Raw genomic sequence first — 21254 nt, 5'->3', positions numbered from 1 at the left:
ACTGCTGGTCAAAGTTCCGACCCTTGAGTAACATGGCGGACTCCTTGCCGGGCGCGTAAAAATCATCATTTCGCCCAACTGGCACTATTTTTGAAGGGTATAAGAACGAGAGTGGCACAAAAAGATTACGTAGGCCGCGGGCGTTCAACAGGGACGCGTCGCAAAAAAAGCCCCAGCCGTGGCAAGAAGAGCAAAGGCGGTTCGGGAACATCTAAATTGATGATTGTACTGGCGGTCGCAGTGTTGGTGACCTTTGCCGGTGGTTTATGGTTCCTGGCGCATCACAAGAAAGAAGACGTGCCGGTCATTACGGATCATAAAGCCAACGGCAATGGCTTGCCGCCGAAGCCAGAAGAGCGCTGGAAATATATTAAAGAGCTGGAGAACCGTCAGGTCACCGTGCCGACGCCTATCGAACCCTCTTCAGGTGGCGAAGTGAAGTCGCAGACACAGCTGACCGATGAGCAGCGCCAGTTGCTGGAGCAGATGCAGGCAGATATGCGTCAGCAGCCGACGCAGCTCAACGAAGTGCCGTGGAACGAACAAACCCCGGCGCAACGGCAGCAGACGCTGCAGCATCAGCAGCAGTTGCAACAGCTGCAACGCCAGCAGCAGGTTCAGCAACAACAGCAGCAGCAACATCAGCAACAACAACAGGTTCAGCAACAGCGCCAGCAGTTGCAGGCCCAGCAGCAACAGCAACGCCAGCAGCAGTTGCAGCAACAACAGCAGCGTCAGCAACAGCAGCAATTACAACAACAGCAACGTCAGCAGCAGCAGCAGCAGCAGCAGCAGCAGCAGCAGCAGCAGCAAAACGTACAGCGCCAGACGCAGCCTGCACCGATCACGCGGGAGCCGGACATACAGTCAAAACCGCAGGAGACCGCGAAGGCGAAAACAGCGGAGAAAGCCTCTTCGCAGCGCTGGATGGTGCAGTGTGGTTCGTTCAAAGGCACTGACCAGGCTGAATCGGTGCGTGCAGGCTTAGCCTTTGAAGGTTTTGAAAGCCGTATTACGACCGGTGGCGGCTGGAATCGTGTGGTTATCGGTCCGTATAAAGACCGCGCCTCCGCTGACAGCACCCTGAAACGCCTGCGCAGTTCCGGACACTCCAGCTGTATTCCACTCTCCGTCGGGGGTTGAAACCCGTCAAACCCGCCCCATATCTGTTGCATGATACTCCGCGCCCCGTGCGCGGAGTCCTTTTCCGACTGCAACAAGGGGTCTGCCCGTGACAACAATAGTAAGTGTACGACGCAACGGCCAGGTAGTGATTGGCGGTGATGGCCAGGCTACGCTCGGCAATACCGTGATGAAAGGCAACGTTAAAAAGGTGCGTCGTTTATACAACGATAAGGTGATTGCCGGATTTGCTGGCGGCACCGCAGACGCCTTTACCCTGTTTGAACTTTTCGAACGTAAACTGGAAATGCATCAGGGCCACCTGGTAAAAGCCGCGGTGGAACTGGCGAAAGACTGGCGTACCGACCGCATGCTGCGTCGCCTTGAAGCTTTACTGGCCGTCGCAGATGAGTCAGCCTCTCTGATCATCAGCGGTAACGGTGACGTCATCCAGCCTGAAAACGATCTGATCGCCATCGGCTCCGGTGGGCCTTTCGCCCAGGCAGCAGCACGTGCGCTGCTGGAGAATACCGAAATGGGCGCACGCGACATCGTCGAAAAGTCGCTGAATATCGCGGGTGATATCTGCATCTACACTAACCACAACGTTAATTTCGAAGAATTAACGTCTAAGGCGTAAGGGTATAAATATGTCTGAGATGACTCCACGCGAAATCGTCAGCGAGCTGAACCGCTTTATCATCGGCCAGGACAGCGCCAAGCGCGCCGTGGCTATTGCACTTCGCAACCGCTGGCGCCGCATGCAGCTCGACGAAGAGTTGCGCCATGAAGTGACGCCAAAAAACATCCTGATGATCGGTCCGACCGGTGTCGGTAAAACTGAGATCGCGCGTCGTCTGGCTAAGCTGGCCAATGCACCGTTCATCAAAGTCGAAGCGACTAAATTTACCGAAGTGGGATATGTCGGTAAGGAAGTAGATTCTATCATTCGTGACCTGACCGATTCGGCCATTAAGATGGTGCGCAGTCAGGCGATTGAAAAGAACAAATACCGTGCCGAAGAGATGGCCGAAGAGCGCATTCTCGATGTGCTGATTCCGCCTGCGAAAAACAACTGGGGCCAGGCAGAGCAGAGCGCTGAGCCGTCTGCGGCGCGCCAGTCGTTCCGCAAAAAGCTGCGCGAAGGCCAGCTGGACGATAAAGAGATTGAGATCGATCTGGCCGCCAGCGCGCCTGGTGTTGAGATCATGGCGCCTCCTGGCATGGAAGAGATGACCAGCCAGCTGCAGTCGATGTTCCAGAACCTCGGCGGTCAGAAGCAGAAAGCGCGCAAGCTGAAGATCAAAGAAGCGATGAAGCTGCTGATCGAAGAAGAAGCGGCAAAGCTGGTTAATCCGGAAGAGCTTAAGCAGGACGCGATTGATGCGGTTGAGCAGCACGGTATCGTGTTTATCGATGAGATCGACAAAATCTGTAAGCGCGGCGGCCAGAATGCCGGCGGCCCGGATGTTTCTCGCGAAGGTGTTCAGCGCGACCTGCTGCCGCTGGTTGAAGGCTGTACCGTTTCGACCAAGCATGGCATGGTGAAAACCGACCACATTCTGTTTATCGCTTCAGGCGCGTTCCAGGTTGCCAGCCCTTCTGACCTGATTCCGGAACTGCAGGGTCGTCTGCCCATCCGTGTAGAGCTGCAGGCACTGACCGTGAATGATTTCCAGCGCATCCTGACCGAGCCGAATGCCTCCATCACCGTGCAGTATAAAGCGCTGATGAATACCGAGGGCGTGAACATCGAGTTCACCGAAGAGGGTATCCGCCGGATCGCTGAAGCCGCATGGCAGGTCAACGAAACCACCGAAAACATCGGTGCGCGCCGTCTGCATACGGTGCTGGAACGTCTGATGGAAGATATATCGTATGACGCCAGCGATCGTCACGGTGAATCCGTGACCATTGATGCTGATTATGTCGGCAAACATCTGGATGAACTGGTGGCTGACGAAGACCTTAGCCGCTTCATTCTCTGATTCACTGAATCAGCGCATTTCAGAAGCCCAGCCCATCCGGCTGGGCTTTTTTATGCATGTTCTTGATCGAACGATGCTTTTTTCATACTGATGATTTTGCCAACAATCTGCATATAGCGATATACTTACCCTTCCTGTGGCAAACAGACGAAACCCTTATGAAATACGATACATCTGAACTCTGCGATATCTACCATGAAGAAGTGAATGTTGTTGAACCGCTTTTTTCAAACTTTGGTGGGCGCACTTCATTCGGTGGTCAGATTACCACAGTGAAATGCTTTGAAGACAACGGCTTACTCTACGATCTGCTGGAAGAGAATGGCCGGGGTCGCGTCCTGGTAATCGATGGCGGCGGCTCCGTGCGTCGTGCGCTGGTCGATGCGCAGCTGGCACGCCTGGCGGCAACTAACGAGTGGGAAGGCCTGGTGATTTACGGTTCGGTACGCCAGGTTGATGAGCTGGAGGAGCTGGAGATTGGCATTCAGGCCATTGCCGCGATTCCGGCAGGCGCTGCGGGTGAAGGGATTGGTGAAAGCGATGTGCGCGTCAATTTCGGCGGCGTCACCTTCTTCTCCGGCGACCATCTTTATGCCGATAACACCGGTATCATTCTGTCAGAGGATGCGCTGGACCTCGAATAGGCCGGACATGAAAACGGGTGCCTGAGCACCCGTTTTTCACATCAGCTGAGGCTTCAAACCTCTTCCATTTTTCCCAGCAAGGCACGCAGACGTTCCTGCCATACGTGTTGCTCTTCTTTCAGGTGCTGATTTTCACGCATCAGCGCATCGTGGTTGCCCGCGACTTGTTGCGCATCGTTACGCAGTGAGTTGTTCTGCTCTTTCAGCTCTTCGATTTCCATCTGCAACAGGGTGATGGTATCAATCGCCTGCTGTACTTTCGCTTCCAGTTTCTCAAACACTTCAAATGACATCTTTCTGACCTCTCCTAAATTCCTGCAAGGCGTTGATGATGCCAGCTTAAGCCAGCAACGTTGTCCCGATTGTATGTAGCCTCACCCCGCAAGTCCAGCAACGCGGCCTTTGCGGGCGTAGTCTGTAACACTTTTCAGCCAATCCCTGAATTTACGCTGCGCTTACTGCAGCTGCGTTCTGGCACTGGCCCGTTATCACTGCAATGAGGCGCGAATAATGGGTTAAGAAAGCCAGAATACGCGAAAACGCGCATTTTTATGACACAGTACACAAAAAACGATTTCGCTATTTCTCGTTTATGTTCGTTAACGATAAATTCACATCAGCCCTACATAAAAGCTGGGTGCCTCATGGACTGAGAACAAAAACTGATAAAATTTAACCTCGCTTCAGGAACCACTATTATGAGTCAGACAACTAACACGCTCAAAGGTCAGTGTATTGCCGAATTTTTGGGGACAGGCTTGATTATTTTCTTCGGCGCAGGCTGTGTGGCTGCTCTGAAACTCGCCGGTGCCGCCTTCGGTCAGTGGGAGATCTGCATCATCTGGGGTCTTGGCGTTTCCATGGCCGCCTACCTCACCGCAGGCATTTCGGGCGCGCACCTGAATCCGGCAATTACCGTTGCACTCTGCCTGTTTGCTAATTTTGAAGGACGTAAAGTTCTGCCTTATATCGTATCGCAGATTGCCGGTGCCTTTTGTGCCGCGGCGCTGGTATACGGTCTCTACTACAGCCTGTTTTTTGATTATGAGCAGAGCCACCAGATGGTGCGCGGCACGGTTGAAAGTCTCGACCTGGCAGGCATCTTCTCAACCTACCCTAATCCACATATCGGTGTCGGCCAGGCCTTCCTGGTTGAGATGGTCATCACTGCAGTATTAATGGCGGTGATTATGGGTCTGACGGATGACGGCAACGGCATTCCGCGTGGCCCACTGGCTCCACTGCTGATTGGCCTGCTGGTTGCGGTTATCGGTGGCTCCATGGGTCCTCTGACCGGCTTCGCCCTTAACCCGGCACGTGATTTCGGACCGAAGATCTTCGCATGGCTGGCAGGCTGGGGTAACGTTGCCTTTACCGGTGGTCGTGACATCCCTTACTTCCTCGTGCCGATTTTTGGCCCGCTGGTCGGTGCCTGCCTGGGTGCAGTAGGTTATCGCACACTGATTGGTCGCTACCTGCCAGGTACCGCCCAGGAACCTGCAAGCGTTCCAGCAGACAAACCAGTTGCACGCGCTCAGCAGCGTAAAGCGTAAGTTTCACCTTTTATCATCAGGACTGAATTTATGACTACCACAGATAAAAAATATATTGTCGCGCTCGATCAGGGAACAACCAGCTCACGCGCCGTCGTTCTCGACCACGACTCTAATATCGTTGCGGTATCGCAGCGCGAATTTACTCAGATCTACCCGAAAGCGGGCTGGGTTGAGCATGATCCAATGGATATCTGGGCTTCACAAAGCTCTACGCTGGTTGAAGTGCTGGCCCATGCCGATATCCGTTCTGATGAGATTGCGGCAATTGGTATCACTAACCAGCGCGAAACCGCCATCGTGTGGGAAAAAGAGACCGGTAAACCTATCTATAACGCCATCGTCTGGCAGGATCCCCGCACCGCCGACTACTGTAACAAACTGAAGAAAGAGGGTCTGGAAGAGTACATCCAGCACACCACCGGGCTGGTAATTAACCCCTACTTCTCCGGAACGAAAGTGAAGTGGATCCTGGACCATGTTGAAGGCTCACGTGAGCGTGCGAAACGTGGCGAGCTGCTGTTCGGTACCGTTGATACCTGGCTGGTCTGGAAAATGACTCAGGGCCGCGTTCACATTACTGACTATACCAACGCCTCACGTACCATGATGTTTAACATTCACAAGCTCGAGTGGGATCAGCGCATGCTGGATATCCTGGATATCCCACGTGAAATGCTGCCGGAAGTGAAGTCCTCGTCTGAAGTCTACGGTCAGACCAACATCGGTGGTAAAGGCGGTACACGTATTCCTATCGCCGGTATTGCCGGTGACCAGCAGGCCGCGCTGTATGGCCAGCTGTGTGTACAGCCTGGCATGGCGAAAAACACCTACGGCACCGGCTGCTTTATGCTGATGAACACCGGTACTGAAGCGGTGACCTCGACCCATGGCCTGCTGACCACTATCGCCTGTGGCCCGCGCGGTGAAGTGAACTATGCGCTGGAAGGTGCCGTATTTATCGGGGGTGCCTCTATTCAGTGGCTGCGCGATGAGATGAAGCTGATCAGTGAAGCGGCTGACTCTGAATACTTCGCGATGAAAGTGAAAGATACCAATGGCGTTTACATGGTGCCTGCTTTCACCGGCCTGGGCGCACCTTACTGGGACCCGTATGCCCGTGGCGCAATCTTCGGTCTGACGCGCGGCGCGAACGCTAACCACATCATCCGTGCGACGCTGGAGTCGATCGCTTATCAGACGCGTGACGTGCTGGAAGCGATGCAGAATGATGCCAACACCCGCCTGCAGGCGCTGCGTGTGGATGGTGGTGCGGTATCCAACAACTTCCTGATGCAGTTCCAGGCTGACATCCTCGGCACCCGTGTTGAGCGTCCGGAAGTGCGTGAAGTAACGGCGCTGGGTTCTGCCTATCTGGCGGGTCTGGCTGTCGGCTTCTGGCAGGATCTGGATGAAGTGCGCGCTAAAGCGGTTATTGAGCGTGAGTTCCGTCCAAGCCTGGAAACGACCGAGCGTAACTTCCGCTATGCCGGCTGGAAAAAAGCGGTTGCCCGCGCACAGGCGTGGGAAGACCAGGAGTAATCTCTGTGCCCGCGACGCTGGCCGTCGCGGGCCTTTTCCCCGCCCTGCTGCCCCGCTGTGTTACACTGCCTGCCGGTTTTTTGTCAGGTAGATGCCATGAAACGAGAACTTGCCATTGAATTTTCCCGCGTAACCGAAGCTGCCGCCCTGGCAGGCTATCACTGGTTAGGACGCGGCGACAAAAATGCAGCTGACGGCGCGGCTGTCCATGCCATGCGTCATGTCCTGAACTCCATTGAAATTGACGGTCAGATTGTGATCGGTGAAGGCGAAATCGATGAAGCGCCGATGCTCTATATCGGTGAAAAAGTTGGTACCGGTCGCGGTGATGCGGTCGATATTGCCGTCGATCCGATTGAAGGCACCCGCATGACGGCACTTGGCCAGGCTAACGCGCTGGCCGTGATGGCCGTCGGCGATAAAGGCAGCTTTCTGCACGCCCCTGACATGTACATGGAGAAACTGATTGTCGGTCCGGCAGCGCATGGCGCTATCGATCTCGACCTGCCGCTGGAAACCAACCTGCGTAATATCGCGATAGCGATGAACAAGCCGCTGTCGCAGCTGACCGTATCGATTCTGGCAAAGCCACGTCACGATGCGGTGATCGGCCAGTTGCAGCAGCTGGGCGTACGGGTCTTTACCTTCCCGGATGGCGATGTCGCCGCCTCGATTCTGACCTGCATGCCGGACAGCGAAGTGGATGTGATGTACGGCATTGGCGGCGCACCGGAAGGCGTGGTCTCTGCGGCGGTGATCCGTGCACTGGACGGCGATATGCAGGGCCGCTTGCTGGCACGTCATCATGTGAAAGGCGACAGCGCTGAAAACCGTCGGCTTGGCGAGCAGGAGCTGCAGCGCTGTGCAGAGATGGGAATTGAAGCGGGTAAAAAGCTGACGCTGGGCGAGATGGCCCGTAACGACAACGTGGTATTTGCCGCCACCGGCATTACCAGTGGCGAACTCCTGAAAGGCATTACGCGTCAGGGCAATATTGCTACCAGCGAAACGCTGCTGATTCGCGGTAAATCACGCACCATTCGCCGCATCCAGTCGATTCACTATCTCGACCGTAAAGATCCGGCGCTCCATCCGTTTATCCTGTAACCGGCTGATTGCCGCGCTCCGGCTGACGTGAGAGCGGCAACCAGCAGAGCAGCATCACCAGCGCGGTAAAAAACATCAGCATGCCAAGGCTGAACTGATCGCGCTGCGGCATCATGGCTGAGAGCCACGCCACCAGGCCCGATCCCAGATTCTGCATGCCGCCAATCAGTGCGCCCGCGCTTCCCGCCAGCCACGCATACGGCTCCATCGCGCCTGAGGTCGCCAGCGGAAACAGCATACCGGCACCAAAGAAGAACAGCGCGGCGGGCACCAGCAGCGTCCAGATATTCATTACGCCGAACCATGCCGGGATCCACATCAGGATGCCCGCCAGCAGACAGCTATTCACGCCCCACCACATCAGGCTGTGCCATGAACCCTGCTCGCGCCCGGCAAACCACGCACCAAAGAACGCTGCCGGAATCGGCAGGATGAAAAGGATGCTGACGGTCAGGCTGTGCAGGCCGAGCACGCCGCCCAGCAGAACGCCACAGCTCGACTCAAAGACCGCAATCCCGGCCAGCGCGCCAATCAGCAGCACAATATAGCGGACGAAATTCGCGTCGCTGAGCAGGCGGGCGTAACGTTTAAAGAAAGGGGTCACTTCCGCACTCTGCGGCCGGGTCTCCGGCAACCAGCGCGCCATGGAACCGGTCACCGCAAGACAGAGCAGCAGCAGAAAGGCGAAACAGGCGTGCCAGCCAAAGAGCTGGGTCAGCAGTGCGCCAATCACCGGTGCCAGCAGCGGGCTGACCAGAATGCCCATATTAAGCAGGCTGTTAGCGCGACGCAGCGCGTGCCCCTCGTAGAGATCACGTGGCATGGTACGGGCCATCACGCCTGCCACGCCGGTTCCCAGTCCCTGGATTGCGCTACCCAGCACCAGCATATCGAGAGAGGTCGCCATCAGAGCCGTGATTGCGCCGATCATAAAGATCATCATGCCCGCCAGGATCACCGGACGACGGCCCACACTGTCTGACAGCGGACCGTAGATCAGCTGGGATCCGCCATAGGTCATCAGATAGGCCGCCATCACCCGCTGCAGCGCGCCATCCCGTACATTCAGGGCGTCCGCCATCACCGACATCGCCGGGACGTAGATAGTCTGTGCCATCTGCCCGACAGCCACCAGCACAATGAGCATCACCAGCAGTAGGCGATTTTCCAGTTTACTAATCATGATTATGCAAAATTTCTTTCTGTGAAAGGAGGTTAAAACAGCGGTTCACCCGCCAGTCATCTTGTTATGGCGGGCAAAATATCAGGATTGGATGACAAAGCGAGAGGTAAGCGAAAAGGTCCGGGCTTGCGCCTGTCAAGTTTATGCGCCAGCCTGTAAAGACAAAGCAACAGTTTGTCGATTAGAGCCTTTGCCAGGGCGCAGGCTGGCAATCTCGCTGGCTAGTCGCGAAAATAGTGACCTGCCTGAATAATCAACAACCCGGGAGTGATTATGGCTGAGTGGGTCAATGGTGAAGTAAAGGAAGTCAAAAACTGGACGGATGCATTGTTCAGTCTCCGGGTAAAAGCGCCCATCGATCCTTTTATCGCCGGGCAATTTGCCAAGCTGGCGCTGGAAATCGACGGTGAGCGGGTGCAGCGCGCTTACTCCTACGTCAATGCGCCAAAAGATGACCTGCTGGAGTTTTACCTGGTCACGGTGCCAGAGGGCAAGCTGAGTCCGCATCTGCAGGCACTTCAGCCGGGCGATCAGGTGATGGTTACCAAAGAAGCCGCGGGATTCTTTGTGCTGGATGAAGTCCCGGAATGCAAAACCTTATGGATGCTGGCAACCGGCACCGCGATTGGTCCCTACCTGTCGATGCTCCAGCAGGGCGAAGGGCTGGATCGCTTTGAAAACATCGTGCTGGTGCATGCCGCACGCTATGCGGCCGACCTGAGCTTTTTGCCACTGATGCAGCAGCTGCAACAACATTATCAAGGTAAGCTGCACATCCAGACAGTGGTGAGTCGCGAAGCGATCGCCGGTTCGCTGACGGGCCGGGTCCCGGCGCTGATCGAAAACGGTGAGCTGGAGCGCGCCACCGGGTTAAGCCTGGATGCCGACAGCAGCCACGTGATGCTGTGCGGCAACCCGCAGATGGTGCGCGATACCCAGCAGTTACTGAAAGAGACGCGCGAGATGCGCAAACACCTGAAGCGTAAGCCGGGCCATATCACCAGTGAACATTACTGGTGAGTCGTTTGCCGGTATCGCACCGGCTGCGTCGCGGTACCAAACCGGTTAGCGCCGGGGGTACCGCGAAAGACGCCGAGATCCAGCAGCAGACCAGCGATTAATGCAAGCGGAATGGCGCGGCCCAGCAGCCAGGGCAGAACCCCACCCAGCATGGTCCAGTTTCCCGCCACCAGCAGCCAGGCAACAATCACCAGAAATCCCCAGTAGCCGCGTCGATTGCGATCGTGCAGCCGTTTAACCATAACCGCGCTGGCGGGCCATAGCAGGCAGACCACGCCAAAGGCCGCCATCTGGCTATCAATCCAGTCGTTTGCTGCTAAGACGAATAACAGTGTCGTGGTCAGCAACCAGACGGCCTGCCAGATCCAGAAATCACGTCGTCCCAGTCGGCCGCGCCAGGAAAAACACCATTGTTGTAACGTCATGCATTATCATCCAGAGAGAAGAGAACCGCCGCGCTTTTGACCTCGCGGATAAAAACCGTTTTAATTTGCGCCTGAGTTTACGGGTTAGGATCGACAAAATGAAGAATTTGCCTGGCGCACTGCTGTTATCGTTTGCGCTGACGGTTCCGGTCTTTGCCGCCGATCCGCCACCGCCAGAACGGCCCGATGCGTTGCCCACCGCGCCTTATCTGCTGGCGGGCGCTCCCACCTTTGATATGACTATCGGCCAGTTTCGCGAAAAATATAATCTGGCCAATGCAGCATTGATGCTGCCGGAGTATCGCGCTATTGATAACCGGGGTGATAAAAGCAACCTGACGCGCGCCGCCAGCAAAATCAATGAAACGCTCTATGCCTCTACCGCGCTGGAACCCGGCACCGGTAAAATCAAGACGCTGCAGATCACCTGGCTGCCACTGCCTGGCCCGGACCAGAGCGCCTCACAGCAAAAAGCGCTGGCTTATATGACCGCCATGCTGCGCTTTTTTGTACCAGGATTAAGCGCCGAGGAAGGGCGTAAAAAGCTGGAGAGCCTGCTGAAGGAAGGTAAGGATTTACCCTACTTTGCGCAGGTCGACGGCGCGCTGCGTTTTGTGGTCGCTGACAACGGCGACAAAGGACTGACCTTCGCGATTGAACCGGTCAAACTGGCGCTCGCGAGCCCCTGATGATGTGGCTGAAAATGACGAAAAGCAAAGCCATCACTACATTTGATCTCTATACTGTCTGGCAGACAACGCTGCCGGCTGGCAGCGATTTTTCATGTATCGCGTTATGCGGAGGATAGAATGCGACATCCACTGGTTATGGGTAACTGGAAGTTGAATGGCAGCAAGCAGATCACAGCTGAACTGATCGCGGGTCTGCGTAAGGAACTCTCTGGCGTTGAGGGTTGTGGCGTCGCCATTGCACCGCCAGCGCTCTATCTCGAGCAGGCAAAACACGCCATCTCCGGTAGCCACATCGCACTGGGTGCGCAGAACGTGGACGTTAACCTGTCTGGCGCATTTACCGGTGAAGTTTCCGCAGAGATGCTGAAAGATATCGGCGCGAAATATATCATTATCGGTCATTCAGAACGCCGCACTTACCACAAAGAGAGCGACGAGTTTATCGCGAAGAAATACGCGGTACTGAAGTCAGTGGGCCTGGTTCCGGTGCTGTGCATTGGTGAAACCGAAGCAGAAAACGAAGCGGGTAAAACCGAAGAAGTCTGTGCGCGTCAGCTGAATGCCGTTCTGGAAACCCAGGGCGCTGAAGCGTTCAAAGATGCGGTTATCGCGTATGAGCCCGTCTGGGCCATCGGTACCGGCAAATCTGCGACCCCTGCTCAGGCTCAGGCCGTGCACAAATTCATCCGTGATCATATCGCGAAGAAAAATGCAGCTATCGCTGAACAGGTCATCATTCAGTACGGCGGCTCTGTTAACGACAAGAATGCTGCTGAGCTGTTCACCCAGCCTGACATCGATGGTGCGCTGGTTGGCGGTGCGTCACTGAAAGCAGATGCTTTCGCGGTAATCGTTAAAGCTGCGGCGGCTGCAAAAAACGCTTAAGCATTAGCATTCCGGGCAGAGGCGGCGCTTAAGCCGCCTTTTTTATGGGCGCGATCAGCTCACAGGCGTGATCCTGCAACTCCTCCGCCGACCCACTGTTCAGCAGCAGCCAGTTTCGCTGAATCGCCATCAAGACCAGTCGCCCATCGCTTAATTCAGCCAGTGCCAGCCCATATTTCCCCATCTCTGTGCGTGCCTCTGGCCGTTCATCGGCCAGTCGGATAAATGCACTCTGCTGAGTCAGCTCATCGGCCGTCAGGGCTCGCAGCCAGTAGCGGTGCTTACGCAGCATGATGTCCTGCCACTGACCGCTAAGCTGCGGCGTCAGCTCGTCGAGCTTTTGACGCACATCGGCCCGCAGACAGGAGAGATGAATATGGAGCTGATTCTGCGTGCGGCCATATTGTGAATTGATCGCCAGTGACAGGACCCGATCATCAATGGGTGAGCCGCGTCGCTGTGCAAGCAGGGTTCGTTCATGCCACGCAAGGGCAAAGTAGTCAGGCGTCGCGGGTTGCAGTAACTGCGGGCTTTCGATACCGGTGATTTTGTCGAGCGGAATCAGCAGATACTGCAACGGCCCGTTCATATCTTTCAGCATGGCATAGCGATGCGGCTGGTCAACACGCTGGCAGGGCGCAGGGTCTCTGCTGCTCTGCTGATGAGGCACACATTTCTGGCTGACAATCTGCCAGAGTGCATCACTGTTCTTTTTGAAATGCAGTGCGGCAACCAGTATTCCCGCAATGAGCAGCACCAGCAGAACCGCAACCAGGCTGGTTGCACGACGATTTGTCGGCATAACAACGCTTCCCGAATGGTTTAGCAGCCTGCATCCTCGCCTGGCGGGAAAAAAATGTCACGGGGAATTCGGGCAGATAACCCAGCGGCTGGGCAGAGAAGAGAAAAGACGTGAGGGTGGCGGATAAGCGGTCAGCGCAGAGCGCGCTGACCGCAATACGTTATGGTTTCATGACCTGGTCATAGCTGCCGCCATCGGCGAAGTGGGCTTTCTGAGCCTGCGCCCAGCCACCAAACTTGTCCTGAATGGTGAACAGCTTCACGGGTGCAAAGGTGCTGGCAAATTTCTTCGCGATTTCAGCATCACGCGGGCGATAGTAGTTCTGTGCAGCGATGGTCTGGCCTTCTGGCGAGTAGAGATATTTCAGATAAGCGTCAGCGACTTTACGCGTGCCCTTTTCATCCACCACTTTATCGACCACCGACACGGTCGGTTCAGCCAGAATCGATTCGCTCGGGGTAACAATCTCGAACTTGTCTTTACCCAGTTTGTTAACCGCCAGATAAGCTTCGTTTTCCCAGGCGATCAGCACATCGCCAATCCCGCGCTCAACGAAGGTGTTGGTGGCGCCGCGTGCACCCGAATCCTGCACTTCAACGTTTTTGAACAGCGCTCTGACGTAAGCCAGCGCTTTAGCCTGATCACCGTTGTTATGATCCAGTGCCCAGCCCCAGGCCGCCAGATAGTTCCAGCGGGCGCCGCCGGACGTTTTCGGGTTAGGCGTAATCACAGATACGTCTGGCTTCGTCAGGTCGCTCCAGTCATGGATACCCTTGGGGTTATCTTTACGAACCAGGAAGACGATGGTCGAGGTGTAAGGCGCAGAGTTGTCCGGCAGACGTTTGATCCAGTCCTTATCAATACGACCGCGTTCGGCAATGGCATCAACATCGGATTGCAACGCCAGTGTGACCACATCCGCCCGGATGCCGTTAATCACGGAGGTCGCCTGCTTTCCGGAACCGCCATGCGACTGGCGGACCACGACATTGTCGCCGGTTTCCTGTTTGTAGTGCGCACTGAACGCTTTGTTGTACTGTTCGTACAGTTCACGCGTTGGATCGTAGGATACGTTTAACAGCTGAATGTCTTTCGCCAGAACGCTGGTTGAGGCCAGCAACAGGGTAACGCCAATACTCCACTTGTTCATTACGCACTCTCCCAATGTCGTTATGGGCTAAGCGTGACATAAACCATTACAGAGCTAAAAGAATTAAAAATAAGCTGTTATAACCGAGGGGAATATGCAAGGAGAATGCTGGGGCATGCCGTGCAGCACACCCCGCCTGTAATTAATAGAGTTTTTTCGCCGTGTCGAGCCAGTCACGCTTGAAGGGACGTTTCATGTTTTCAATTGCGTCGACGATGTCGTGATGCACCATCTTCTCGTTCTGAATACCCACACAACGGCCGCCGTAACCTTGCATCAGCAGTTCAATGGAGTAAGCGCCCATGCGTGAGGCCAGGATACGGTCATACGCACAAGGTGCACCGCCACGCTGAATATGGCCCAGAACGGTCGAACGGGTTTCACGTTTGGTTTCTGTTTCAATGAAACGGGCCAGATCGTCGATATCGCAGATGTGTTCGGTGATCGCCACGATAGCGTGCTTTTTACCTTTGGCGATGCCCGCTTTGATTTCCGCAACCAGCTCTTCGCGGGTATACGGGAACTCTGGCAGGACGATGAACTCGCAGCCACCGGCAATCGCCGCCGCCAGGGTCAGATCGCCACAGTAGCGGCCCATCACTTCAACAATCGAAATACGCTGATGCGAAGAAGAGGTGTCACGCAGGCGGTCAATCGCTTCAACCACGGTTTCCAGCGCAGTGAAATAACCGATGGTGTAATCCGTTCCGGCCACGTCGTTATCAATGGTGCCTGGCAGACCGATGCATGGGAAGCCCATTTCAGTCAGGCGCTTAGCACCCATGTAGGAGCCGTCACCACCAATCACAACCAGCGCATCAATACCGCGCTTTTTCATGTTCTCAATGGCAACCTGGCGCACATCTTCATTACGGAACTCAGGGAAACGCGCTGAGCCCAGGAACGTGCCACCACGGTTAATCATGTCGGAGACGCTGTAGCGATCAAGATTAATCATGCGATCTTCGTACAATCCCAGATAACCGTCATAGATCCCAAAAACTTCCAGTCCTTCACTCAGCGCGGAACGTACCACTCCACGAATAGCTGCGTTCATGCCTGGGGCGTCACCGCCACTGGTCAATACACCAATTTTTTTGATCATGACAACCTCTGGATTGTTCAAAACTAAGGGTTAATCCTGCCTGTCGATCGCTGCTGAAGATCATTTTACGATTAGCGCGACATGTGATGGCAGATAGTATATCAAAGGCTTGCTGCTGAATTGATTCAGGTCAGACAACTTTTCACTATTTTTTGCAGCAATGTTAGCGTTACGTCATTCCTTTCGTATCGATTTGATTCATTTACGTTAAAAACCTAAAGAATCTTCTCTCTCGAACGGTACCACAGAACAGGGATCCTGATGGATAATTACGTCTGACCCAGGAAATTCTTTGCGTAATGCCTTCTCAACCTGATCGGCTACCCGGTGCGCCTGCACCAGTGGCAACTGGTCTTCCAGTTCCAGATGTAGCTGAATAAATTTAGTGGGGCCGGACTGGCGGGTTCGCAGATCGTGGACGCCCTGCACCTGTGGCCAGTTTGTCGCCAGTGTCAGAATCTGCTGCCGCTCCTCTTCAGGTAGCGCGCGATCCAGTAATGACTGCACCGCCTCATAGCCCATACGCAACGCACTGTAGAGAATGAAAATGCCAATCCCCAACGCGAACAGGGCATCAGCCCGGACAAAGCCATAGCTGCTCAGGACCAGCGCGATCAGAATGGCACCATTCATGATGACGTCCGACTGATAGTGCAGCATGTCAGCCCTGATGGCCTGACTGCGGGTTTTACGCACCACCCAGCGCTGAAAGGCGACCAGCACCAGCGTTGAACTCAGTGCCAAAACGGTCACCACAACGCCAACGCCGGGCGCCCGCATCTCACTGGGCGAGGCAAGATGCTGCAGGCCAGTCAGAAACAGAAACAGCGCCGAGCCGGAGATAAACATACTTTGCGCCAGCGCCGCCAGCGATTCCGCTTTGCCGTGCCCGAAAGTATGATCTTCGTCAGCCGGTTGCAGCGCATATCTCACCACCAGCAGATTGGTCAGGGATGCGGCGATATCCACCAGCGAGTCTACCAGTGAAGCCAGCAAACTCACCGAACCGGTGTACCACCAGGCAAAAATTTTCACGATTAACAGCACAGAAGCAAGAATGGTGGCGGCCAGCGCAGCACGCTTTACCAGTCGGCCATAAGAGGATCGCATGCCAGATTCCCTTTGCAGCATCAGCAATGATGCGTACTCAAATAAAAGAATGGCTAAAGTTTAACACCAGGAGGCGGGCAGTGCTTAGCGGGTCATTCAACGACTTAGTCTCTTTTGCAAAAGCGTGGCAGGCATAAAAAAACAAGCCCCGACCTCGGGGAGGACGGGGCAAAGTGTCATACACATCAGTGTCAGACCACAGTCATGTGCTGGTCTGGGCTGAGAAAGACGCGGCGATTACTTTTTGCCGCCCTTTTTCCCTGCTTCTGATGCTTTTTCACGATCGTTTTTGAAGTTTCCGCCGCCGCTGCTCTGGCCGCCTTTCTTACCGGCTTCAGACGCTTTTTGCGGATTATCTGCGAAATTACCTGAACCACCACGATGCTCTGCCATAACTTACTCCGTTAATAGATTCATTCAGGACTACATAATGTGGTTGTTGCTCCCTGAGACTTCGCAAAGACACTTAACTTCCCTGCAGTGACAGGATTAAGTGTAGAGGGTGCGCCTGAACCGGCAAGCGTAACGCGGGAAAAGCAACGCGTTGAAAGTTAAGATAAAAGCTTATATGAGAAGGCCGTAAATCTATTAGTTTCAGTGGCTTAAATTATTTTGACAGCCTTAAGATGCTTACCGGTACGCTTAAATTTACGTGATGGCCTGAATAGTCAATAATCATCGAGCCTGACAAACTAACGTTAAACAAGCGCTAATAAAATGGGGGTTTTGTTGCGTGGTGATGATTCCGGTCAAATTAAAAAAAGTGAAAAAAAGATAAAAAAAACCCCCACCATCATGGCGGGGGAAGACAGGGATGTGTCTATGGCAAGGAAAACAGGGATACTATGTTACTGGTTACTGCTGGTACTACTCACTGCCTGCAGCGATGACGCTGACTGCAGATTCGAAAACTGTCGCAGCTCATTAAGTCGCCGCTGGTAATTCTTCTGCAACGTGGCCTGCTGGTCCGGCGTTAGCAGTTGAAACATTTGATTCTGTACGCGCGCCATCTCAACCTGCTGTTCAACCTGAACTCTGGCGATAACTTCCGCCTTTGCGCGGATGGCCGCTTCGTTAAACTGGTCTGCAGTCACCAGGTCGTGTAATGCTGCGATATCGTCAATATGAACGACCGGGCGCTCATGTCGGGCCTGTTGCATCAGGTCTCGCATCTGCTGACGCTGCACTTCAGTCAGCTCGATACCATCGAACATGTGGCTTTGCGGATTTTGCGTCATACTGCCTGTCGGCAATCCGCCATGATGCATCTCGTCAATCGTCGTCGCATCTTTAGCACCTGCGCTGGCGACACTCAGAGCCATCGCTGAGGCAAGGACGACGGCGGTTAATTTGCGCATCGTGTACTCCAGTTCGTTCCGTTTTGCGATTCAACGAGAGCCAGTGTACGGCGACAGCTGCAAACATCCGTCAGGGGGTGTAAAACTACGTAAAGCGATAGATAGGTGCGCCAGGAACACGGTATTTTGCCTGCGGAGGGCTACAAAAATGAATAAAATCCTGTTGGTAGATGACGACCGCGAATTAACTTCGCTTTTAAAAGAACTGTTAGAAATGGAAGGGTTTGAAGTGGTGGTGGCCAGCGATGGTGAACAAGCACTGAACCTGCTCGATAACTCTATTGATTTGCTTTTACTGGATGTCATGATGCCGAAGAAAAACGGTATCGACACCCTGAAAGAACTGCGTCAGCAACATCAAACCCCCGTCATCATGCTCACGGCGCGCGGCAGCGAGCTGGATCGCGTACTGGGCCTCGAACTCGGTGCAGATGACTATCTGCCTAAACCGTTTAACGATCGCGAACTGGTGGCGCGTATCCGCGCTATTCTGCGCCGCTCAAACTGGAGTGAACAGCAGCAGCAACACGACAATAGCTCGCCCACACTGGAAGTGGACTGCCTGCGGCTCAATCCTGGCCGTCAGGAAGCGAGTTTTGATGATGTCACGCTGGATCTCACCGGCACGGAGTTCACCCTGCTTTATCTGCTGGCGCAGCATCTGGGCCAGGTCGTCTCGCGTGAACATCTGAGTCAGGAAGTGCTGGGCAAGCGCCTGACACCTTTTGACCGCGCCATCGATATGCATATCTCGAATCTGCGCCGCAAGCTGCCTGAACGCCGTGACGGTCATCCCTGGTTTAAAACCTTACGTGGCCGCGGCTACCTGATGGTTTCGGCATCATGATTGGAAGTCTGACCACCCGTATCTTCGCCATCTTCTGGTTAACGCTGGCGCTGGTGTTGATGCTGGTGCTGATGGTGCCCAAGCTCGATTCACGACAGATGACCTCGCTGCTGGAAAGTGAACAGCGGCAGGGCATCATGATTGAGCAACACGTCGAAGCAGAGCTGTCACAGGATCCCCCTAACGATCTGATGTGGTGGCGTCGTCTGTTTCGCGCCGTAGAAAAGTGGGCACCGCCGGGTCAGCGGCTGCTGTTAGTGACCAGTGAAGGTCGGGTGATTGGCGCGCAACATAACGAAATGCAGGTTATCCGCAACTTTATCGGCCAGTCTGATAACGCCGATCATCCGCAGAAAAAGAAATATGGTCGAGTTGAGCTGGTAGGGCCTTTCGCCGTACGGGATGGCGAAGATAACTACCAGCTTTACATGATCCGTCCCGCCAACAGTTCCCAGCTGGATTTCGTCAATCTGCTGTTTGACCGTCCGTTGCTGTTGCTTATTGTCACCATGCTCATCAGCTCACCGCTGCTGCTGTGGCTGGCGTGGAGTCTGGCACGTCCGGCGCGTAAGCTGAAATATGCCGCCGATGAAGTGGCAAGCGGGAATCTGCGTCAGCATCCGGAACTGGAGTCAGGCCCACAGGAGTTTCTGGCGGCGGGTTCCAGCTTTAACCAGATGGTGAGTGCGCTGGAGCGAATGATGACCGGTCAGCAACGTCTGCTATCGGATATCAGTCATGAGCTTCGTACCCCGCTTACTCGTCTGCAACTGGCTACCGCGCTGCTGCGTCGGCGTCAGGGCGAAGGGAAAGAGCTGGAGCGGATTGAGATGGAAGCACAGCGTCTGGATGGCATGATCAACGACCTGCTGGTGTTGTCACGCACCCAGCATAAAAATGCACTGGTCAGCGAAGCGATGAAGGCGAATCAGTTGTGGAATGGGGTGCTGGAAGATGCCCGTTTTGAGGCTGAGCAGATGGGCAAGAAGATGGATATCCCCTACCCGCCTGGCCCATGGCCGCTCTACGGCAACCCTCATGCGCTGGAGAGTGCACTGGAAAACATCGTGCGCAATGCGCTGCGCTACTCACACACCCATATCAGCGTCAGCTTCTCCGTCGATATTTCCGGTATCACGGTACACGTTGATGATGACGGCCCTGGCGTGAGTCCGGAAGATCGTGAACAGATTTTCCGACCCTTCTACCGTACCGATGAAGCGCGCGATCGCGAATCAGGCGGCACGGGTCTTGGCCTGGCCATTGTTGAAACGGCAGTGCAGCAGCATCGCGGCTGGGTTAAAGCCGATGACAGTCCACTGGGCGGCCTGCGTCTGACCCTCTGGTTGCCGCTCTACTCCTCCGGTCGTCAATAATTTGCTATGCTTCGGCCCCTGTCATCGGGGGCCTTATGCTTAACATTGTCTTGTTTGAACCAGAAATTCCGCCAAATACCGGCAATATCATTCGCCTGTGCGCCAATACGGGCTTCCAGCTTCATCTGATTCAGCCGCTCGGCTTCGCCTGGGATGACAAGCGTTTACGTCGCGCCGGACTGGATTACCACGAATTCACGGCCATAAAATTCCATGCTGACTATCAGGCATTTATCGCCACGGAGTCGCCTGAACGTCTGTTTGCGCTGACGACCAAAGGTACACCCACACACAGTGCCGTCGCCTATCAGGCTGGCGATTATCTGCTGTTTGGACCTGAGAGCCGTGGACTGCCAGCGGAAATTCTGGCGGCGTTACCGGCGCAGCAGAAAATCCGCATCCCAATGAAAGCGGAAAGCCGCAGCATGAATTTATCGAATGCCGTTTCAGTAGTGGTCTATGAAGCGTGGCGCCAGCTGGATTACGCGGGCGCACTGATTAAAGATTAGATGCCGTCGCCAAACTGAAAACCGGCCAGGCTGCCATTGAAGTGCTGATCCATATCCATTGACGGCTTTTCACTGCCTGGCTTGCCGACGATACGCGCGGGTACGCCTGCTGCCGTGGTGTGTGGCGGCACAGGCTGTAACACCACAGAACCCGCGCCAATTTTTGCTCCCCTGCCGACTTCAATATTCCCCAGCACTTTCGCACCGGCACCAATCATTACCCCTTCACGGATTTTCGGATGGCGGTCGCCGCTGGTTTTGCCGGTACCGCCCAGCGTCACCGATTGCAGGATCGAGACATCATTCTCAACCACGGCGGTTTCGCCAATCACAATGCCAGTGGCATGGTCGAGCATAATGCCGTGACCAATGTTGGCGGCGGGATGAATATCAACGGCAAAAGAGACGGAGATTTCATTCTGCAGATAAACCGCCAGCGCACGCCGGCCTTCATTCCACAGCCAGTGACCAATGCGGTAGGCCTGAAGTGCATGAAATCCTTTGAGATAGAGCAGCGGCGTGGAGTATTTATCGACCGCCGGGTCGCGCTGGCGCACCGCCTGAATATCGTAAGCCGCAGACATAATCATCGACGGATCTTCACGGTAGGCTTCTTCAACGATTTCACGAATGGCGATGGCGGGCATAATCGGGTTAGCCAGCTTGTTGGCCAGCATATAACTCAAAGCGCTACCAAGATTTTCATGCTTGAGCAATGTCGCGTGGAAGAAACTGGCCAGCATCGGCTCACAATCAGCCAGGGCGCGCGCTTCTGCTTTGATATTATTCCAGACCAGTTCTAACTCATCAGACGACATTGCTGTTTTCTCCCGATA

General features: G+C 54.8%; 23 protein-coding genes. 13 read left to right on the top strand and 10 right to left on the bottom strand.

Annotated elements, in window-relative coordinates:
• Positions 1-111 precede the first annotated feature (111 nt).
• The 4 genes from ftsN (at position 112) to rraA (ending at position 3754) form a co-directional block, all read left to right on the top strand.
• On the top strand, positions 112-1143 hold the full coding sequence (gene ftsN, locus ACTJKZ_RS20150) for a cell division protein FtsN (RefSeq protein ID WP_440829983.1): 1032 nt from the start codon (positions 112-114) through the stop codon (positions 1141-1143).
• Between the two features lie 88 nt (positions 1144-1231).
• The gene (gene hslV / locus ACTJKZ_RS20145; RefSeq protein WP_003851234.1) at positions 1232-1762 is read left to right on the top strand and encodes an ATP-dependent protease subunit HslV; all 531 of its coding nucleotides are present in this window, start codon (positions 1232-1234) and stop codon (positions 1760-1762) included.
• 10 nt (positions 1763-1772) lie between these two features.
• Positions 1773-3110, top strand: coding sequence for an HslU--HslV peptidase ATPase subunit (hslU, locus tag ACTJKZ_RS20140; protein ID WP_013359469.1), 1338 nt, complete (start codon positions 1773-1775; stop codon positions 3108-3110).
• A 158-nt stretch (positions 3111-3268) separates the two neighbouring features.
• Positions 3269-3754 (top strand): ribonuclease E activity regulator RraA, encoded by a 486-nt coding sequence (gene rraA / locus ACTJKZ_RS20135; protein ID WP_009088032.1) that lies wholly within the window; start codon positions 3269-3271, stop codon positions 3752-3754.
• 53 nt (positions 3755-3807) lie between these two features.
• On the opposite strand, the gene zapB is transcribed toward rraA, so the two are convergent.
• Positions 3808-4047: a cell division protein ZapB gene (gene zapB / locus ACTJKZ_RS20130; RefSeq protein ID WP_003851242.1), complete on the bottom strand. Its 240-nt coding sequence runs from the start codon at positions 4045-4047 to the stop codon at positions 3808-3810.
• Between the two features lie 405 nt (positions 4048-4452).
• Between zapB and ACTJKZ_RS20125 the strand changes: the two genes are divergently transcribed.
• From ACTJKZ_RS20125 to glpX, 3 genes are all read left to right on the top strand, one after another.
• Entirely contained in the window at positions 4453-5307 is an 855-nt protein-coding gene (locus ACTJKZ_RS20125; RefSeq protein WP_010258182.1) for an MIP/aquaporin family protein, read from the top strand.
• Between the two features lie 30 nt (positions 5308-5337).
• Positions 5338-6849 (top strand): glycerol kinase GlpK, encoded by a 1512-nt coding sequence (glpK, locus tag ACTJKZ_RS20120; protein ID WP_033734465.1) that lies wholly within the window; start codon positions 5338-5340, stop codon positions 6847-6849.
• Positions 6850-6945: 96 nt separating this feature from the next.
• Complete coding sequence (gene glpX, locus ACTJKZ_RS20115; protein ID WP_161732999.1) at positions 6946-7956, top strand: class II fructose-bisphosphatase; 1011 nt, start codon at positions 6946-6948, stop codon at positions 7954-7956.
• Here glpX and emrD read toward each other — a convergent pair.
• On the bottom strand, positions 7946-9139 hold the full coding sequence (emrD, locus tag ACTJKZ_RS20110; protein ID WP_440829982.1) for a multidrug efflux MFS transporter EmrD: 1194 nt from the start codon (positions 9137-9139) through the stop codon (positions 7946-7948). The genes glpX and emrD overlap by 11 nt on opposite strands.
• Before the next feature lie 273 nt (positions 9140-9412).
• Here emrD and fpr point away from each other — a divergent pair, with 273 nt between their 5' ends.
• Positions 9413-10159, top strand: coding sequence for a ferredoxin--NADP(+) reductase (fpr, locus tag ACTJKZ_RS20105; RefSeq protein WP_253420464.1), 747 nt, complete (start codon positions 9413-9415; stop codon positions 10157-10159).
• Here the strand turns inward: fpr and ACTJKZ_RS20100 are convergent.
• Positions 10150-10584: a DUF805 domain-containing protein gene (locus ACTJKZ_RS20100; RefSeq protein WP_222924837.1), complete on the bottom strand. Its 435-nt coding sequence runs from the start codon at positions 10582-10584 to the stop codon at positions 10150-10152. The genes fpr and ACTJKZ_RS20100 overlap by 10 nt on opposite strands.
• A 98-nt stretch (positions 10585-10682) precedes the next feature.
• Here ACTJKZ_RS20100 and ACTJKZ_RS20095 point away from each other — a divergent pair, with 98 nt between their 5' ends.
• Together ACTJKZ_RS20095 and tpiA are read left to right on the top strand one after the other, a co-directional pair.
• Positions 10683-11273 carry a DUF1454 family protein gene (locus tag ACTJKZ_RS20095; protein ID WP_161732993.1) on the top strand — a complete coding sequence of 197 codons (591 nt, stop codon included), beginning with the start codon at positions 10683-10685 and terminating at the stop codon, positions 11271-11273.
• A 120-nt stretch (positions 11274-11393) separates the two neighbouring features.
• Positions 11394-12161 carry a triose-phosphate isomerase gene (gene tpiA, locus ACTJKZ_RS20090; RefSeq protein WP_253420466.1) on the top strand — a complete coding sequence of 256 codons (768 nt, stop codon included), beginning with the start codon at positions 11394-11396 and terminating at the stop codon, positions 12159-12161.
• Positions 12162-12189: 28 nt separating this feature from the next.
• Here tpiA and ACTJKZ_RS20085 read toward each other — a convergent pair whose 3' ends face one another.
• The 6 genes from ACTJKZ_RS20085 to cpxP all read right to left on the bottom strand — a co-directional run bounded on the left by ACTJKZ_RS20085 (position 12190) and on the right by cpxP (position 17686).
• A complete protein-coding gene (locus ACTJKZ_RS20085; RefSeq protein ID WP_440829981.1) occupies positions 12190-12963 on the bottom strand; it encodes a CDP-diacylglycerol diphosphatase in 774 nt (257 codons plus the stop codon).
• A 160-nt stretch (positions 12964-13123) separates the two neighbouring features.
• Positions 13124-14113 (bottom strand): sulfate ABC transporter substrate-binding protein, encoded by a 990-nt coding sequence (locus ACTJKZ_RS20080; RefSeq protein WP_222924834.1) that lies wholly within the window; start codon positions 14111-14113, stop codon positions 13124-13126.
• A gap of 142 nt (positions 14114-14255) precedes the next feature.
• Complete coding sequence (pfkA, locus tag ACTJKZ_RS20075; RefSeq protein ID WP_003851263.1) at positions 14256-15218, bottom strand: 6-phosphofructokinase; 963 nt, start codon at positions 15216-15218, stop codon at positions 14256-14258.
• A gap of 207 nt (positions 15219-15425) precedes the next feature.
• Positions 15426-16328 carry a CDF family cation-efflux transporter FieF gene (fieF, locus tag ACTJKZ_RS20070; RefSeq protein ID WP_161732985.1) on the bottom strand — a complete coding sequence of 301 codons (903 nt, stop codon included), beginning with the start codon at positions 16326-16328 and terminating at the stop codon, positions 15426-15428.
• 237 nt (positions 16329-16565) lie between these two features.
• The gene (locus ACTJKZ_RS20065; protein ID WP_010258211.1) at positions 16566-16721 is read right to left on the bottom strand and encodes a general stress protein; all 156 of its coding nucleotides are present in this window, start codon (positions 16719-16721) and stop codon (positions 16566-16568) included.
• Between the two features lie 455 nt (positions 16722-17176).
• Positions 17177-17686 carry a cell-envelope stress modulator CpxP gene (cpxP, locus tag ACTJKZ_RS20060; protein WP_161732983.1) on the bottom strand — a complete coding sequence of 170 codons (510 nt, stop codon included), beginning with the start codon at positions 17684-17686 and terminating at the stop codon, positions 17177-17179.
• 148 nt (positions 17687-17834) lie between these two features.
• Here cpxP and cpxR point away from each other — a divergent pair, with 148 nt between their 5' ends.
• From cpxR to trmL, 3 genes are read left to right on the top strand one after another with little or no spacing between them, the layout of a single operon-like run.
• The gene (cpxR, locus tag ACTJKZ_RS20055) at positions 17835-18533 is read left to right on the top strand and encodes an envelope stress response regulator transcription factor CpxR (RefSeq protein ID WP_009088062.1); all 699 of its coding nucleotides are present in this window, start codon (positions 17835-17837) and stop codon (positions 18531-18533) included.
• A complete protein-coding gene (gene cpxA / locus ACTJKZ_RS20050) occupies positions 18530-19909 on the top strand; it encodes an envelope stress sensor histidine kinase CpxA (RefSeq protein WP_013359484.1) in 1380 nt (459 codons plus the stop codon). The genes cpxR and cpxA overlap by 4 nt, the downstream gene beginning before the upstream one ends.
• Before the next feature lie 35 nt (positions 19910-19944).
• Positions 19945-20418, top strand: a complete 474-nt coding sequence (gene trmL, locus ACTJKZ_RS20045; RefSeq protein WP_440829980.1) for a tRNA (uridine(34)/cytosine(34)/5-carboxymethylaminomethyluridine(34)-2'-O)-methyltransferase TrmL — start codon at positions 19945-19947, stop codon at positions 20416-20418.
• On the opposite strand, the gene cysE is transcribed toward trmL, so the two are convergent.
• The gene (gene cysE, locus ACTJKZ_RS20040) at positions 20415-21236 is read right to left on the bottom strand and encodes a serine O-acetyltransferase (protein WP_090967199.1); all 822 of its coding nucleotides are present in this window, start codon (positions 21234-21236) and stop codon (positions 20415-20417) included. The two genes, trmL and cysE, sit on opposite strands and share 4 nt — an antisense overlap.
• Positions 21237-21254: the final 18 nt, after the last annotated feature.

It is taken from the genome of Pantoea sp. 22096, from assembly GCF_052045955.1.
Lineage (GTDB): Bacteria > Pseudomonadota > Gammaproteobacteria > Enterobacterales > Enterobacteriaceae > Pantoea > Pantoea alfalfae.
This window is presented reverse-complemented; position numbering and strand designations above follow the sequence as displayed.